The following is a 14,597-nucleotide window of genomic DNA, read 5'->3' on the forward strand; positions in this document are numbered from 1 at the left end:
GGCCGTGGCCACCGGCAAGGCGCGTCCGGGGCTGGACCGGGTCATGGCGCAGACCGGCTGGGGCGCCCTGTTCGCCGCCACCCGCTGTGCCGACGAGACCGCTTCCAAGCCCGATCCGCGCATGCTGCTGGAGCTGCTCGAGGAGCTGCGGGTGCCGGCGCGGCGCGCGGTCATGGTTGGCGACACCACCTATGACCTGGCCATGGCGGCGGCCATCGGCATGCCGTCCGTGGGCGTGACCTACGGCGTGCACGCCCCCGAGCGCCTGCTGCAGCATGGTCCGCTGGCGCTCTGCGACGACATCGATGCCTTGGCAGCTCGTCTGGCTTCGTTATAGGCTGGCGGCTTCTTTTATATGTGCGCGGTTCCGTGATCCGCGTGCCGACCTCGAGGAAGAACGAACATGGCTGACTGGGGCACCCCGCGCAGCAGTGGTCCGCGTGACTGGGCACTGGTGGAGCGTTTCCTGCTGGAGGACCTGGAAGAGCGTCGTCGCGCGCGGCGCTGGCGCTGGGCCCGGCGGGTGCTGTTCATTGCCCTGTTCGCGTTCCTGGCCTGGAAGCTGGGCTCCAGCGCCACGGTCTCGCCGGGTGCCTTCGGACCGCACACCGCGGTGATCCAGGTCGACGGCCAGATCGCCGCCGACCTGCCGGCCAATGCCGACAGCCTGATCGATGCCCTCGGCACCGCCTTCAAGACCGCCGAGGCCAAGGCCGTGGTGCTGCGCATCAACAGCCCGGGCGGCAGCCCGGTGCAGGCCGACGAGGTCTACCGCGAGATCAGGCGCCTGCGTGCCAAGCATCCGGACAAGCCGCTGTATGCGGTGATTGGCGACATGGGTGCTTCCGGCGCCTACTACATCGCGGCGGCGGCGGACAGGATCTATGTCAATCCGTCCAGCCTGGTCGGCTCCATCGGCGTCATCATGCCCGGTTTCGGCGTGCCCGAGCTGCTGCGCAAGCTGGGCGTCGAGGACCGCACGCTCACTGCCGGCGAGCACAAGAATCTGCTCAGCCCGACGCGCGCGGTCGATCCGGTCGAGCGCGAACACGTCCAGGGCGTGCTCGATGCCGTGCACCGCCAGTTCATCGCGGCGGTGAAGCAGGGGCGCGGCGAGCGCCTGCGGGTGAATCAGGACACGTTCTCCGGCTACTTCTGGAGCGGCGAGCAGGCCATCGCGCTGGGTCTGGCCGATGAGGTCGGTTCGCTGCAGTCGGTGGCGCGCGATGTGGTCAAGCAGGAGACCCTGGTCGACTACACCCTGTTGCCCAGCCCGGTCGATGCCGTGCTGCGTCGCCTGAGCGCCGAGACCGCCCGCGGGCTGGGCGCCGGCCTGCGTCAGGCGCTGGGTCTGGAACAGACCGCGACGCTGCGCTGAAGTACGCTCCGGCGACCTCTGCCGGCGCTTCGTCGTGACCGCGCGGCACCAGTGACGGCGCGGCTTTCCGCCGTGCCGGCGGGCGCCGAATGCCGCTGCATTTCCCCTTTGACAGGGGCAGGTCGAGTCCGTATGATCGCGCCCCTATGTCAGAAGGCACGCTTCCATCCCAGATCGAACCCGGCAAATGGGCCGACCGGGAAGCTTTGCTCGCGACTTCCGTGCCGCTGCGCCGTTTCGCGCGCCTGCTGGAGGGTGCGCTGGGCAGCGAGGGCGAGGTTGCCGTGGACTGCCGCTTCGTGCGTGACGCGCGCGGCCTGCCGCATCTGACCGGAAACCTGAGGACGACGCTGCGGCTGAGCTGCCAGCGTTGCCTGGAACCGGCCGATGTCGTGATCGACACGGCGGTCGATGTCTTCCTGCTGGCCGACGAGGCGTATGCCGAGCGGTTGAGCGAGGAAGAGGATTATGTGGTGTTCGAGGACGGTCAGCTCGACCTGCCCGGACTGCTGGAAGACGAGCTGATCCTGGCCCTGCCGCTGGTCGCCCGTCATGAAGACTGCGAGCCGCAGGTTGCGCTGAACGAGTCTCCGCTCGACGACGCGCCGGTGGCGAAGAAGGAAAACCCGTTTCAAGTCCTGGCCAGCCTCAAGCGGCCGGATGCGGAATGAAACCGAAGTGGCTGACGCCTGCTGGCGACAGCGTGTGAGAAGTGCCGGAGTAAACCATGGCCGTTCAACAGAATCGCAAGAGCCGTTCCCGTCGTGACATGCGTCGTTCGCACGACGCGCTGACCGGTCCGACCCTGAGCGTCGACCAGACCACGGGCGAACTGCACCGTCGTCACCACGTCACCAAGGATGGCTTCTACCGTGGCCATCAGCTGTTCGGTGCCAAGAACGAAGACTGATCCGCATCATGCGCATCACGCTGGCGGTTGACGTGATGGGCGGGGACCACGGTCCTGCTGTCACGGTGCCGGCATCGCTGCAGGTCCTGCGTGAAAACCAGGGCCTGCAGTTGCTTCTGGTGGGTGATGAGGCGGCCATCGGGCCGCTGATCGCCCGCGTCTCCCCCGAGCTGCGCTCGCGCCTGCAGGTCGTGCACACCGCCGAGTTCGTCACCATGGACGACAAGGTGTCGACGGCCCTGCGCATCAAGAAGCAGTCCTCCATGCGGCTGGCCGTCAATGCCGTGCGCGACGGTCAGGCCAAGGCCTGCGTCTCCGCCGGCAACACCGGCGCGCTCATGGCGGTCAGCCGCTTCGTGCTGAAAACGCATCCGGCCATCGACCGGCCGGCCATCATGGCCGCGCTGCCGACGCAGACCGGCCATGTGCACATGCTCGACCTCGGCGCCAATGTCGATTCCGAGCCGCATCAGCTGCTGCAGTTCGCCCAGATGGGTGCCCTCGTCGCCGAGGCGCTGGACGGCCATGCGCGTCCGCGCGTCGGCCTGCTCAACATCGGCGAGGAAGAGATCAAGGGCAACGAGCTGATCAAGCAGACCCACGAGCTGCTGCGCCAGTCCGGCCTCAACTACATCGGCTACGTCGAGGGCGACGGCATCTTCAGGGGCGAGGCCGAGGTCATTGTCTGTGACGGTTTCGTCGGCAATATCGCGCTGAAAAGCTCGGAAGGCGTGGCCAAGATGATGGCCGGCATGATCCGCAAGCAGATCGGTCGCAGCCTGCTCAACCGCGTGCTCGGCGCGCTTGCGCTGCCGATCTGGCGCGGGCTCCGGCACGAAATGGATCCGGGGCGCTACAACGGCGCCAGCCTGGTCGGCCTCGGCGGCATCGTGGTCAAGAGCCACGGCAGCGCCGATGCCGCCTCTTTCGCGCAGGCCCTGCGCGTCGCCGTGCTCGAGGTCGAGAAGGACATTCCCGGTCTGATCGCCCGCGAGCTGTCTCATCCGATGGTTGAAGTGTCACCTGTCGCCAGCGAAACATGACCAATTGGTCACTGGTTTACGCTACGCTTTCACCAGCGGTGGCGTGAGTCCCCCGCGCCCCTGACATTCGTCCAACCGTCATCCAAGGATCACGCATGACACGTTCCGCCTGGGTATTTCCCGGCCAGGGCTCGCAGGCCCTGGGCATGCTCGCCGACCTGGCAGCCGCCTTCCCGGTGGTGCAGGCGACTTTCGCCGAAGCTTCAGACGCCCTCGGCAAGGACCTCTGGCAGCTGGCCCAGCAGGGGCCGGAGACCGAACTCAACGCCACCGAGAACACGCAGCCGCTGCTGCTGACCGGCGGCATCGCCGTCTGGCGCGCCTGGCACGAGGCCGGTGGTCGTGCGCCGGACTGTCTCGCCGGCCATTCGCTGGGCGAGTACACCGCGCTGGTCGCCGCCGGCACGCTGTCGCTGGCCGATGGCGTGCGCCTGGTGGCCGAGCGCGGTCGCCTGATGCAGGCGGCGGTGCCGGCGGGCGAGGGTGCCATGGCCGCGATTCTCGGTCTCGAGGATGCCCAGGTCATCGCCGCCTGCGCCGAAGCGGCGCAGGGCGAGGTGGTGTCGGCGGTCAACTTCAATGCGCCGGGCCAGGTGGTGATCGCCGGCGCCAGCGCCGCGGTCGAGCGCGCCATCGTGCTGCTCAAGGCCGCCGGCGCCAAGCGCGCGCTGCCGCTGCCGGTGAGCGCGCCCTCGCATTGCGCGCTCATGCGCCCGGCGGCCGAGCAGCTGGCGGCGCGCCTGGCGGCGCTGACGCTTAACGCCCCTGTCATTCCCGTGGTGCAGAATGCCGATGCGGCGGTGGCGGCCAATCTCGATGCCCTGCGCGATGCGCTGGTGCGCCAGCTCTACAGTCCGGTGCGCTGGGTCGAGTGCGTGCAGCAGCTGTCGGCGAGCGGCGTGACCAGTTTCGTGGAAAGCGGTCCGGGCAAGGTGCTGACGGGGCTGAACAAGCGCATCGCCAAAGAGGCGGAACATTACTCGGTGGAAACCGCCGAAAGTATCAGGGCCGCGCTGGATGCGGTTTGCTAAGGTTCACGCAGGAAAGTAAGGAGCAGTCATGAGCATTGAAGGCAAGGTGGCCCTGGTGACCGGCGCCACCCGCGGCATCGGTCGCGCCATCGCACTCCGGCTCGGCCGGCAGGGCGCCGTGGTCGTCGGCACGGCGACCAGCGAGGCCGGTGCGGCGTCGATCTCGGCGGCGTTCGCCGAGGCCGGCATCAGCGGTCGCGGACTGGTGCTGGATGTCGGCAGCGCCGAAGCCATCGAGGCCGCGCTGGCGCAGATCGCCGACGAGTTCGGCACGCCGCAGATCGTGGTCAACAACGCCGGCATCACCCGTGACAACCTGATGCTGCGCATGAAGGAAGACGAGTGGCAGGCGGTGATCAACACCAACCTGACCGCGATCTTCCGTGTCAGCAAGGCCTGCCTCAAGGGCATGACCAAGGCGCGCTGGGGCCGCATCGTCAACATCAGCTCGGTGGTCGGTTCCATGGGCAACGGCGGCCAGGCCAACTACGCGGCGGCCAAGGCCGGCCTCGAGGGCTTCGGGCGCGCGCTGGCGGCGGAAATCGCCTCGCGCAACATCACGGTCAACGCCGTGGCGCCGGGTTTCATCGAGACCGACATGACCCAGGCGCTGCCGGAAGCGCAGCGCGAGAAGCTGCTGACCCAGGTACCGGCAGGCCGCCTGGGCAGCCCGGAAGATATCGCGGCGGCGGTCGCTTTCCTGGTGTCCGAGGATGCCTCGTACATCACGGGCGCCACGTTGCATGTGAATGGCGGAATGTACATGGCCTAAGGCCATGTTTTTCCAACATATGTTTACTTGAAACAACTACTTACGGTTTGGTGGCAGGCCATTCTTGCCACCCCCAGGTCGCTCCAATAAAATTGCCTGCGACTTGTCGGCAGAACCGGCATCAAAGGAGAAAAACGTGAGCACGATCGAAGAACGCGTCAAGAAAATTGTCGCCGAACAGCTGGGCGTCAAGCTCGAAGAAGTGACCAACGAAGCTTCCTTCGTGGATGATCTGGGCGCCGACTCGCTGGACACCGTGGAACTGGTCATGGCTCTGGAAGAAGAGTTCGAGACCGAGATCCCGGACGAAGAAGCCGAGAAGATCAGCACCGTCCAGTCCGCGATCGACTACGTCACCGCTCACAGCAAGCAGTAATACGCGCTGCTGACGTGAAAGGAGCCGCAGACGCGCAACGCGCTTCTGCGGCTTTTTCATGTGCGCCACGCGCACCCAGCAGGCACAGGAGGAACGATGTCCAAGCGTCGTGTAGTCGTCACAGGCATGGGGATGCTGACCGGTCTGGGCGCGTCAGTGGACAAGACCTGGTCCGGTATCGTGGCCGGCCGCAGCGGCATTGCGCCGATCACCCACTTCGATTGCAGCGCGTTCAGCACGCGCTTCGCCGGCCTGGTGCCGGACTTCGTGGTGGATGACTACATGCCCGCCAAGGAAGCCCGTCGCTTCGACGAGTTCATCCAGTACGGACTGGCGGCCGGCACGCAGGCGCTGGCCGACTCCGGCATCACGGTCAGCGAAGCCAATGCCGCGCGCATCGGCGTGGCGGTGGGCTCCGGCATCGGCGGGCTGACGACCATCGAGGGTGGTCATGCCGGCATGCTCGACGGCGGTCCGCGCAAGATCTCGCCGTTCTTCGTGCCCGGTTCCATCATCAACATGGCGGCCGGCATGCTGGCCATCCGCCACGGCCTCAAGGGTCCGAACCTGGCCATCGCCACCGCCTGCACCACGGCGTCGCACTGCATCGGCCTGGCCGCGCGCCTGATCGCCTACGGCGATGCCGATGTCATGCTCGCCGGCGGTGCCGAGAAGGCGTCCTGCCCGCTCGGTCTCGGCGGTTTCGCCGCCGCGCGCGCGCTGTCGACCCGCAACGACGCGCCGCAGCAGGCCAGTCGTCCGTTCGACCGCGACCGTGACGGCTTCGTCATGGGCGATGGCGCCGGTGTCGTGGTGCTGGAGGAGTACGAGCACGCGAAGGCGCGCGGCGCCAACATCCTGGCCGAGCTGATCGGCTTCGGCATGAGTGACGACGCCTATCACATCACCTCGCCGTCGGAAGGCGGCGAGGGCGCGGCGGCGGCCATGCGCAACGCCCTGCGCGACGCCGGCCTGAACCCGGAGCAGGTGGACTACATCAATGCCCACGGCACCTCGACGCCGGCCGGCGATGTCGCCGAGACGCGCGCCATCGAGTCGGTGTTCGGCGACCATGCGCGCCGCCTGGCGGTGAGCTCGACCAAGTCCATGACCGGCCACCTGCTGGGCGCCGCCGGCGGTGTCGAGGCCATCTTCAGCGTGCTCGCCCTGCGCGACCAGGTGCTGCCGCCGACCATCAACCTGGACAATCCGGACCCGGCCTGCACGCTGGACTACGTGCCGCACACCGCGCGCGACGCGAAGCTGGATGTGGTGCTGTCGAACTCGTTCGGTTTCGGCGGCACCAACGGCTCGCTGATCTTCCGCAGGGTGTGATGCCGGACCTGCGCATCTGGCAGGGCGAGCGGCCGGTGGCGCAGGTAGGCGCCAACGACCGCGGCCTGGCCTATGGCGACGGTCTGTTCGAGACCGTGCGCGTGACGGCCGGCCGGCCGGTGCTCATGGAGCAGCACTGGGTGCGGCTGTCCGCCGGTTGCCAGCGTCTGGGCATTCCCGAGCTGGCGTTCTGGCGCCAGGCCTGCGGCGATTTCCTCGCCGGTCGCGGCGACGGCGTGCTCAAGCTGCTGGTGACGCGTGGCGGCGGCGGTCGCGGCTACCTGGCGCCGACCGACCCGCAGCCGACGCTGCTGCTGTCCTGGCATGAGCTGCCGCCGGTGCCGGCTGCCTGGACGCAGGACGGCATCGCGGTCGGCGACTGCGGGCTGGGGCTGGCGCGCCAGCCGGCGCTGGCCGGCATCAAGCACCTCAACCGGCTGGAGCAGGTGCTGCTGCGGCGTGAACTGGCGCAGCAGCCGGGCTGCGCCGAGGCGCTGGTGTGCGACAGCGAGGGCTGGGTGGTCGAGGGCGTGGCGAGCAATGTTTTCGTGGCGCGTGATGGTGTCTGGCACACGCCGGACCTGGCCGCCTGCGGCGTCCGCGGCGTGCTCCGCGATGCCTTGCTCGACGCGCTGCTGGAGCATGAAATCGACGTGCGCGTAGCGCCGCTGCGACCCGCTGACTGCCGCGCCGCCGACGAATGGTTCTTCTGCAACAGCGTCAACGGCATCTGGCCGGTGGCGCGCTGGCGCGACCGGACTTGGCGTCCGGGGCCGATGACACGACAATGTCAGGCCATCATCGCTCCCTGGTTCGCCCGTCCATGACCCGATCCCGTTCCGCGCGCCCCCGGACCCGCCGTCGCCTGCTGCTCTGGCTGGTCCTGCTGCTGATCGCTGTGCCGGCCTACCGCATTTTCCTGCAGTCCTTCGACCTGCCGGTGGATGGCCACCGCCTCAAGGTGCCGCGCGGCAGCACCTGGACCTCGGTGGCGGAGCAGCTCTCCGCGGAGGGCTTCATCAGCCATCCGGTGACACTGAAGCTGTGGCTGGCACTGCGTCCGGGCGACGAGGTGCTGCGCTCGGGCGTGTTCATCCTGCGCGCGCCTATGACCCTGGATCAGCTGGTGCGGCGCCTGGCCGAGGCGCCCGACGGCACGCCGCCGCTGGTGCTGATCGAGGGCACGCGCTTCCGCGACCTGCGCGCCCAGCTGGCCGCGCGCGAGGACGTGCGCCAGACCATGGGCACGCTCGGCGACGAGGAAGTGCTGGCGGCCATCGGCGCCGACGAGAAGCACCCCGAGGGCCTGTTCGCGCCCGACACCTACGTGATCGACGAGGGTGACCGCGATATCGACATCCTGCGCCGCCTGTACCTGCGCCAGCAGCGCATCCTCGCCGAGGAATGGGCGGCGAGGGCATCGGGCCTGCCTTATGATTCGGCGTACGAGGCGCTGATCATGGCCTCGATCATCGAGAAGGAGACCGGCATTTCCGACGAGCGCGCCCAGGTTTCCGGCGTGTTCGTGCGCCGTCTGCGCAAGGGCATGCGTCTGCAGACCGACCCCACGGTGATCTACGGTGCCGGCGAGGCCTACCGGGGCAACATCACGCGCGCCCACCTGCGCGATGCGAACCCGTACAATACCTACCGCATCAACGGCCTGCCGCCGACGCCGATCGCCATGCCGGGCCGGGCATCCATACACGCCGCCCTGCATCCCGCCGATGGCGACGCGCTGTTCTTCGTCGCCGACCGGAACGGCCGGCATGTCTTTTCCGCCACGCTCGAAGAGCACAACCGGGCGGTTAAACGTTACTACCAGCGCTGAGGAAGGCATGACGAACCTGCCGCTCACCGCCCGCCTGATCACCCTGGAGGGGGGAGAGGGCGTGGGCAAGAGCACCAACATGGCCTTCGTGGCCGAGCGCCTGCGCGCCACCGGCCGCGAGGTCGTGGTCACCCGCGAGCCCGGCGGCACGCCGCTGGCCGAGGAGATCCGCGGCCTGCTGCTGGCCCCCCGTGACGAGGCCGTGGCGCCGGACGCCGAGCTGCTGCTGCTGTTCGCCGCCCGCGCCCAGCACTGGCAGACGCTCATGCTGCCGGCGCTGGAACGCGGTGCCTGGGTGCTCTGCGACCGTTTCATCGATGCCACCCATGCCTATCAGGGCGGTGGCCGCGGGCTGCCGGCGGCGACCATCGCCGCGCTGGAGCAGCTGGTGCTGCAGGGCCGGCTGCCCGGCCTGACCCTGCTGCTGGACGCGCCGGTGGGCACGGGCATGGCGCGTGCCGCCAGCCGTGGCGCGGCGGACCGCTTCGAGCAGGAACAGGCGGCTTTCTTCGAGCGCATCCGCGCCGGCTACCTGGCGCGGGCGGCGGCCGATCCGGCGCGCGTGCGCGTGATCGATGCCGTGCAGCCGCTGGCGCAGGTGCAGCAGCAGCTGTCCGGCGAGCTCGCGCATTATCTTTCCGCTGTGGCGCCGGGCGCCGAGGGCCAGGCATGACGACCGCGTTGCGACCTTATCCGTGGCAGCAGGGCCTGTGGGATTCCCTGTGCCGATTGGCGCAGGATCGTCGCCTGCCGCACGCTCTGCTGCTGGCCGCGCCCGAGGGCATGGGCAAGCAGCGTTTCGCGCGCGCGTTCTCGGCCTGGCGCCTGTGCCAGCAGCCGGTGGCCGACCAGGCCTCCGGTCGCGAGGGTGCCTGTGGCGAGTGTCGCAGCTGCCAGCTGCTGGCGGCGGGCAGCCATCCCGACCTGCTCTGGGTGTCGCCGGAGACCGATGGCGAGAAGGTCAGCAAGGTGATCAAGATCGAGCAGGCGCGCGCGGTGGTCGATTTCGCCAACCAGGCCGCGCAGCTGCAGGGTTATCGCATCGTGGTGCTGGACCCGGCGCACGCGCTCAACACGGCCTCGGCCAATGCATTGCTGAAGACGCTGGAGGAGCCTGGCCGCGACAGCCTGTTCCTGCTGCTCACCGACCAGCCGGCGGCATTGCTGGCGACCATCCGCAGTCGCTGCCAGCTGTTGCCGCTGAGCGTGCCGGCACCGGAGGTCGCGCTCGACTGGCTGCGCGGCGAACTGGCCGATGCCGCTTCGGCGGCGATCCTGCTCGGCCTGGCGCGGGGGGCTCCGCTGGCCGCCGCGCAGCTGGCCGACAGTGCCTGGTTCAAGGCGAGGTCTGAGCTGCTGGCCGACCTGACCGCGGTCGCCGCCGGCGAGCTGGCGCCGCTGACCGCCGCCGGCCGCTGGCAGAAAATGGATGCCGGCGAGCAGGTCACGGCCTGGCAGAGCCTGCTCGATGATGCCACCCAGCTGGCCATGGCGCCGGACGAGCTGCCCCGGCACCACGACCTGCGCGCCGGGCTCGAGCGCCTGACCGCCACGCTGGCGGCGCAGACCCTGCTGGAAGCTTTGTGGCAGGCGGTGGAGGCCCGCCGCCTGCTGGACACCAACGTGCAGCCGCAGTCCATCCTGGAGACGCTGTGGCTGCACTGGGGGCGCGAGACCCGCAAGCGCCCGGCCGGAGGACACCATGCTGGTTGACAGCCACTGCCACCTCGACATGCTCAACCTGGCGCGCCATGACGGCTCGCTGGATGCCGCCCTGGCCGCCGCGCGCGCCCGAGGCGTGAAGCACTTCCTCTGCGTCAGCGTCGAGCTGGACAAGTTCGAGCTGCTGCGCGGCATCGCCGAGGCGCACGACGATGTCTCGTTCAGCGTCGGCGTGCACCCCTGCCACACCGATGCCGGCGAGCCGGCGCTGGATGACCTGCTGGCGCTGGCGGCGCACCCGAAGGTGGTGGCGATCGGCGAGACCGGCCTGGACTATTTCCACGACGCCTCCACGCGCGAGCAGCAGCAGCGCATGTTCTCCACCCACATCGAGGTCTCGCGGCGCACCGGCAAGCCGCTGATCATCCACACCCGCTCCTCGCGCGAGGACGTGCTGGCGCAGATGCGCGCCGAGGGCGCCGAGCAGGCGGTCATGCACTGCTTCACCGAGGACTGGGACACCGCGCAGGCGGCGCTGGACCTGGGCTACTTCATCTCGATCTCGGGCATCGTGACCTTTCCCAAGGCGCTGGAGCTGAAGGAGGTGGCGAAGCGCATTCCGCTCGACCGCCTGCTGGTGGAGACCGACTCGCCCTACCTGGCGCCGGTGCCCAACCGCGGCAAGCCGAACGAGCCGGCGTTCCTGGCCGACACGGCGGCGCATATCGCGGAACTCCGGGGAATCAGTCTCGAAACGCTGGCCGAGGCGACGACACGCAATTTTCAGGCGCTGTTTCGTCAGGCGCGCCTTTCGTGAAACAGTCGCACGCGCTAAACTGTTGTGATTGCAGGCAATTGCCGCATGACCTGTGAGTCATTCGAAGGAGCCATCATGACTGATCTTGCCCGTGCCACCCAGAAAGCCCGAGAGTTCCGCCAGCGCGAACAGGCGATCCTGGATTGTGCGCAGTCGCTGTTCATCGAGCACGGCGAGGACAAGGTCACGGTGGAGATGATCGCGGACCGGGTCGGCATCGGCAAAGGCACCATCTACAAGCACTTCGAGACCAAGAACGAGATCTACCTGCTGCTCATGATCCGTTACGAGGAGGAGCTGGCTGACCTGTTCCGGCGCATCGACATGTCCGAGGACAAGCAGTCGCTGGTGCGCGAGTACTTCACCTTCCGCGTGCAGGATGCCGACAAGTACCTGCTGTTCGACCGCCTGGAAAGCAAGCTGGTGGCCGACAAGGCGGTACCGGCCCTGGTCGAGAAGCTGCATGCCATCCGCGCCTCCAACATGGAGAAGCTGTGCGGCATGGTGAACATGCAGATCAAGGCCGGCAAGCTCGCCGACGTGCCGCCGACCTGGCACATCGCCGCCGCCTGGGCGCTCGCCCACGGCGCCTCGGCGCTGACCAAGTCGGGCTTCTACACCCAGTTCGTGGGCGACCCCGAACCCTTCCTCGACTTCCTGCTCAATGTCGCCGTGCGCATGGGCAACAAGCGCGTGCTCGGCCCCGCGAAGTGAGTGTCTAAAGACCCTGCGAATGGCCCGGAATTTGCCGTAATGACGGGCTTTGCTGTCATTTCAGGTTCTTGACCGGTCCGGATGCAGACTGCAAGATAACGGGCCTTTCGAGGATATCGGTCTTTGGTCGCATATCCCGGCCCTCCCCAAGTTTCAGATCAACAAGCTGAGGATTCCATGAAGGTTCTGGTAGCTGTCAAACGCGTTGTCGACTACAACGTGAAGGTCCGCGTGAAGGCGGACAAGACGGGTGTTGAGCTCGCCAACGTGAAAATGGCGATGAACCCGTTCTGCGAAATCGCCGTGGAAGAAGCTGTCCGTCTCAAGGAGAAGGGCATCGCCACCGAAATCATCGCCGTCTCCGTCGGCCCGCAGAACGCCCAGGAACAGCTGCGCACCGCGCTGGCGCTGGGTGCCGATCGCGCCATCCTCGTGCAGACCGAAGTCGACGCCGAGCCGCTGGCCATCGCCAAGATCCTCAAGGGCATCGTCGACCAGGAGCAGCCGGGTCTGATCGTCCTCGGCAAGCAGGCCATCGACGGTGACAACAACCAGACCGGCCAGATGCTGGCCGCCCTGGCCGGCATCGGCCAGGGCACCTTCGCCTCCGTGGTCAAGGTCGAGGGCGGCAAGGCCCAGGTCACCCGTGAAATCGACGGCGGCCTGCAGACCGTCGAGCTGGCGCTGCCGGCCGTGGTCACCACCGACCTGCGTCTGAACGAACCGCGCTACGCCTCGCTGCCGAACATCATGAAGGCGAAGAAGAAGCCGCTGGATGTCAAGACCCCGGCCGATTTCGGCGTCGATGCCACGCCGCGCGTGAAGACCCTGAAGGTCGAGCCGCCGGCCGAGCGCAAGGCCGGCATCAAGGTGAAGACCGTTGAAGAACTGGTCGAGAAGCTGAAGAACGAAGCTAAGGTGATCTGATCATGACCATTCTTGTCATCGCTGAACACGACAACGCCTCCCTGAAGGGAGCCACCCTGAACACCGTTGCCGCCGCCCAGGCCATCGGTGGCGACATCCACGTGCTGGTCGCCGGTTCGGGCGCCCAGGGCGCCGCCGACGCTGCCGCCCAGATCGCCGGCGTGAGCAAGGTGCTGCTGGCCGACAACGCCGCCTACGCCCACCAGCTGGCCGAGAACGTCTCGCTGCTGGTCGCCGAGCTCGGCAAGTCCTACAGCCACATCCTGGCCCCGGCCACCACCAACGGCAAGAACACCCTGCCGCGCGTCGCCGCCCTGCTGGATGTTGCGCAGATCTCGGAAATCTCCAAGGTCGTCTCCGCCGACACCTTCGAGCGTCCGATCTACGCCGGCAACGCCATCGCCACCGTGCAGTCCTCGGACAGCATCAAGGTCATCACCGTGCGCCCGACCGGCTTTGACGCCGCCGCCGCCACCGGTGGCTCGGCCGCTGTCGAAGCCGTCGCTTCCGCCCAGGATGCCGGCAAGTCCTCCTTCATCGGCGAAGAGCTGGCCAAGTCGGACCGTCCGGAACTGGCCGGTGCCAAGATCGTCGTCTCCGGCGGCCGCGGCATGGGCAACGGCGACAACTTCAGCATCCTGTACTCGCTGGCCGACAAGCTCGGCGCCGCCGTCGGCGCTTCGCGCGCCGCCGTCGATGCCGGCTTCGTGCCGAACGACATGCAGGTCGGTCAGACCGGTAAGGTCGTGGCGCCGCAGCTCTACGTCGCCGTCGGCATCTCCGGTGCCATCCAGCACCTGGCCGGCATGAAGGACTCCAAGGTCATCGTGGCGATCAACAAGGACGAGGAAGCGCCGATCTTCTCCGTTGCCGACTACGGCATCGTGGGTGATCTGTTCGAGATCGTTCCGCAGCTGGAGAAGCTGGTCTGAACGACCGCTGAACCGCTGTGAAAAAACGGGCCCTCGGGCCCGTTTTTTTATGCCTGCACTACGGGTGGTCGGGACGAGCGGCTGGCGCTGCCGGGCCGAGGCGACGCCAGGAAGGGCATATCACCACTGCCTGATGAGCGGTCTGGTGCGGGCTGCGGAAATCGTAGCGAAAGCGTTTTTCCGCAGCCCGCACCAGACCGCACTACTCACGTATCCGGTGAAAGCGCCTGCCAGGTCAGCCACAGCCGCAGATCGAATTCCAGCTGTCCGTACCCCGGCAGCATGTGTTCGCAGAGCTGGTAGAACGCCTTGTTGTGCTCAAGCTCGCGCAGGTGCGCCAGCTCGTGCACCACGATCATGTCGAGGAACTCCGGGGCGGTATCGCGGAACAGCGAGGCGATGCGGATCTCGCGGCGGGTCTGCAGGCGCCCGCCATGCACGCGCGCCTGGCGCGTGTTGAGGCCGAGGGCGTTGTGCAGGACATCAAGCTTGCTGTCGTAGCAGATGCGGTCAGGTCGCTGCGAGCGCCGCAGGTAGCGCTGGCGCAGGTCGTCGACGTAGGCGTGCAGTGCCTTGTCGGACTGGATCTGGTGACGGTTCGGGTAGCGCTTCGCCAGGTAGTCGCCGAGGCGACCGGTGTCGATGAGTCCGCGCACCTGCGCCAGCAGCGGCTCGGCATAGCCGCGCAGGAAGGGCAGGTCGGTGTCGGGGGGGCGGGGAGCGGTCATGGGCGTTGATTGTCGCCCATGACCGGAGGTGGCGTCAGTAGCGGGCTTCCATTTCCACGCCGAAGGTGCGCGGGGCGCCCCAGGCCACATTGCGAACTTCGCCGCTGTACAGGCTGGGATAACGCATGGCGATGGTGCTGT

18 protein-coding genes are annotated in these 14,597 nt (G+C 67.8%); 17 read left to right on the top strand and 1 reads right to left on the bottom strand.

Translation table 11 applies throughout. The features are described from left to right. The 17 genes from C5O18_RS01550 to C5O18_RS01630 form a co-directional block, all read left to right on the top strand. The coding region (locus C5O18_RS01550; protein ID WP_146089168.1) for an HAD-IA family hydrolase at positions 1-337 on the top strand (337 nt) is incomplete at its 5' end. Positions 338-403: 66 nt separating this feature from the next. Then, positions 404-1,378, top strand: a complete 975-nt coding sequence (gene sppA / locus C5O18_RS01555; RefSeq protein ID WP_105191119.1) for a signal peptide peptidase SppA — start codon at positions 404-406, stop codon at positions 1,376-1,378. 146 nt (positions 1,379-1,524) lie between these two features. Further along, entirely contained in the window at positions 1,525-2,049 is a 525-nt protein-coding gene (locus C5O18_RS01560) for a YceD family protein (protein ID WP_158249231.1), read from the top strand. Positions 2,050-2,105: 56 nt separating this feature from the next. Then, positions 2,106-2,288 carry a 50S ribosomal protein L32 gene (gene rpmF / locus C5O18_RS01565; RefSeq protein WP_105191121.1) on the top strand — a complete coding sequence of 61 codons (183 nt, stop codon included), beginning with the start codon at positions 2,106-2,108 and terminating at the stop codon, positions 2,286-2,288. A gap of 8 nt (positions 2,289-2,296) precedes the next feature. Further along, on the top strand, positions 2,297-3,331 hold the full coding sequence (gene plsX / locus C5O18_RS01570; protein ID WP_105191122.1) for a phosphate acyltransferase PlsX: 1,035 nt from the start codon (positions 2,297-2,299) through the stop codon (positions 3,329-3,331). A 95-nt stretch (positions 3,332-3,426) separates the two neighbouring features. Next, the gene (gene fabD, locus C5O18_RS01575) at positions 3,427-4,362 is read left to right on the top strand and encodes an ACP S-malonyltransferase (RefSeq protein WP_105191123.1); all 936 of its coding nucleotides are present in this window, start codon (positions 3,427-3,429) and stop codon (positions 4,360-4,362) included. Between the two features lie 28 nt (positions 4,363-4,390). Next, positions 4,391-5,134 carry a 3-oxoacyl-ACP reductase FabG gene (gene fabG, locus C5O18_RS01580; protein ID WP_105191124.1) on the top strand — a complete coding sequence of 248 codons (744 nt, stop codon included), beginning with the start codon at positions 4,391-4,393 and terminating at the stop codon, positions 5,132-5,134. A 136-nt stretch (positions 5,135-5,270) separates the two neighbouring features. Next, entirely contained in the window at positions 5,271-5,510 is a 240-nt protein-coding gene (acpP, locus tag C5O18_RS01585; RefSeq protein ID WP_105191125.1) for an acyl carrier protein, read from the top strand. A gap of 96 nt (positions 5,511-5,606) precedes the next feature. Further along, positions 5,607-6,845 carry a beta-ketoacyl-ACP synthase II gene (fabF, locus tag C5O18_RS01590; protein ID WP_105191126.1) on the top strand — a complete coding sequence of 413 codons (1,239 nt, stop codon included), beginning with the start codon at positions 5,607-5,609 and terminating at the stop codon, positions 6,843-6,845. Further along, a complete protein-coding gene (gene pabC / locus C5O18_RS01595; protein WP_105191127.1) occupies positions 6,845-7,672 on the top strand; it encodes an aminodeoxychorismate lyase in 828 nt (275 codons plus the stop codon). Before fabF ends, pabC begins: the two co-directional genes overlap by 1 nt. Continuing rightward, positions 7,669-8,676, top strand: coding sequence for an endolytic transglycosylase MltG (gene mltG / locus C5O18_RS01600; protein ID WP_105191128.1), 1,008 nt, complete (start codon positions 7,669-7,671; stop codon positions 8,674-8,676). The genes pabC and mltG overlap by 4 nt, the downstream gene beginning before the upstream one ends. A 7-nt stretch (positions 8,677-8,683) precedes the next feature. Further along, positions 8,684-9,349 carry a dTMP kinase gene (tmk, locus tag C5O18_RS01605; RefSeq protein WP_105191129.1) on the top strand — a complete coding sequence of 222 codons (666 nt, stop codon included), beginning with the start codon at positions 8,684-8,686 and terminating at the stop codon, positions 9,347-9,349. Next, positions 9,346-10,389, top strand: coding sequence for a DNA polymerase III subunit delta' (gene holB, locus C5O18_RS01610; protein ID WP_105191130.1), 1,044 nt, complete (start codon positions 9,346-9,348; stop codon positions 10,387-10,389). Before tmk ends, holB begins: the two co-directional genes overlap by 4 nt. Next, on the top strand, positions 10,379-11,155 hold the full coding sequence (locus C5O18_RS01615) for a TatD family hydrolase (protein ID WP_105191131.1): 777 nt from the start codon (positions 10,379-10,381) through the stop codon (positions 11,153-11,155). The genes holB and C5O18_RS01615 overlap by 11 nt, the downstream gene beginning before the upstream one ends. Before the next feature lie 75 nt (positions 11,156-11,230). Then, complete coding sequence (locus tag C5O18_RS01620) at positions 11,231-11,869, top strand: TetR/AcrR family transcriptional regulator (RefSeq protein WP_105191135.1); 639 nt, start codon at positions 11,231-11,233, stop codon at positions 11,867-11,869. A 177-nt stretch (positions 11,870-12,046) separates the two neighbouring features. Then, positions 12,047-12,796 (top strand): electron transfer flavoprotein subunit beta/FixA family protein, encoded by a 750-nt coding sequence (locus C5O18_RS01625; protein WP_105191132.1) that lies wholly within the window; start codon positions 12,047-12,049, stop codon positions 12,794-12,796. Positions 12,797-12,798: 2 nt separating this feature from the next. Then, positions 12,799-13,728, top strand: a complete 930-nt coding sequence (locus C5O18_RS01630) for an electron transfer flavoprotein subunit alpha/FixB family protein (RefSeq protein WP_105191133.1) — start codon at positions 12,799-12,801, stop codon at positions 13,726-13,728. Positions 13,729-13,934: 206 nt separating this feature from the next. Here C5O18_RS01630 and C5O18_RS01635 read toward each other — a convergent pair whose 3' ends face one another. Next, a complete protein-coding gene (locus C5O18_RS01635) occupies positions 13,935-14,456 on the bottom strand; it encodes a M48 metallopeptidase family protein (protein ID WP_105191134.1) in 522 nt (173 codons plus the stop codon). Between the last annotated feature and the right edge of the window lie 141 nt (positions 14,457-14,597).

Source organism: Amnimonas aquatica, assembly GCF_002943415.1.
Lineage (GTDB): Bacteria > Pseudomonadota > Gammaproteobacteria > Pseudomonadales > Moraxellaceae > Perlucidibaca > Perlucidibaca aquatica_A.

Bases quoted from the DNA above. Each gene is read 5' to 3' on its own strand.
- sppA (WP_105191119.1), top strand. From the start codon at position 404: ATGGCTGACTGGGGCACCCCGCGCAGCAGTGGTCCGCGTGACTGGGCA.
- C5O18_RS01560 (WP_158249231.1), top strand. From the start codon at position 1,525: ATGTCAGAAGGCACGCTTCCATCCCAGATCGAACCCGGCAAATGGGCC.
- rpmF (WP_105191121.1), top strand. From the start codon at position 2,106: ATGGCCGTTCAACAGAATCGCAAGAGCCGTTCCCGTCGTGACATGCGT.
- plsX (WP_105191122.1), top strand. From the start codon at position 2,297: ATGCGCATCACGCTGGCGGTTGACGTGATGGGCGGGGACCACGGTCCT.
- fabD (WP_105191123.1), top strand. From the start codon at position 3,427: ATGACACGTTCCGCCTGGGTATTTCCCGGCCAGGGCTCGCAGGCCCTG.
- fabG (WP_105191124.1), top strand. From the start codon at position 4,391: ATGAGCATTGAAGGCAAGGTGGCCCTGGTGACCGGCGCCACCCGCGGC.
- fabF (WP_105191126.1), top strand. From the start codon at position 5,607: ATGTCCAAGCGTCGTGTAGTCGTCACAGGCATGGGGATGCTGACCGGT.
- pabC (WP_105191127.1), top strand. From the start codon at position 6,845: ATGCCGGACCTGCGCATCTGGCAGGGCGAGCGGCCGGTGGCGCAGGTA.
- mltG (WP_105191128.1), top strand. From the start codon at position 7,669: ATGACCCGATCCCGTTCCGCGCGCCCCCGGACCCGCCGTCGCCTGCTG.
- tmk (WP_105191129.1), top strand. From the start codon at position 8,684: ATGACGAACCTGCCGCTCACCGCCCGCCTGATCACCCTGGAGGGGGGA.
- holB (WP_105191130.1), top strand. From the start codon at position 9,346: ATGACGACCGCGTTGCGACCTTATCCGTGGCAGCAGGGCCTGTGGGAT.
- C5O18_RS01615 (WP_105191131.1), top strand. From the start codon at position 10,379: ATGCTGGTTGACAGCCACTGCCACCTCGACATGCTCAACCTGGCGCGC.
- C5O18_RS01620 (WP_105191135.1), top strand. From the start codon at position 11,231: ATGACTGATCTTGCCCGTGCCACCCAGAAAGCCCGAGAGTTCCGCCAG.
- C5O18_RS01625 (WP_105191132.1), top strand. From the start codon at position 12,047: ATGAAGGTTCTGGTAGCTGTCAAACGCGTTGTCGACTACAACGTGAAG.
- C5O18_RS01630 (WP_105191133.1), top strand. From the start codon at position 12,799: ATGACCATTCTTGTCATCGCTGAACACGACAACGCCTCCCTGAAGGGA.
- C5O18_RS01635 (WP_105191134.1), bottom strand. From the start codon at position 14,456: ATGACCGCTCCCCGCCCCCCCGACACCGACCTGCCCTTCCTGCGCGGC.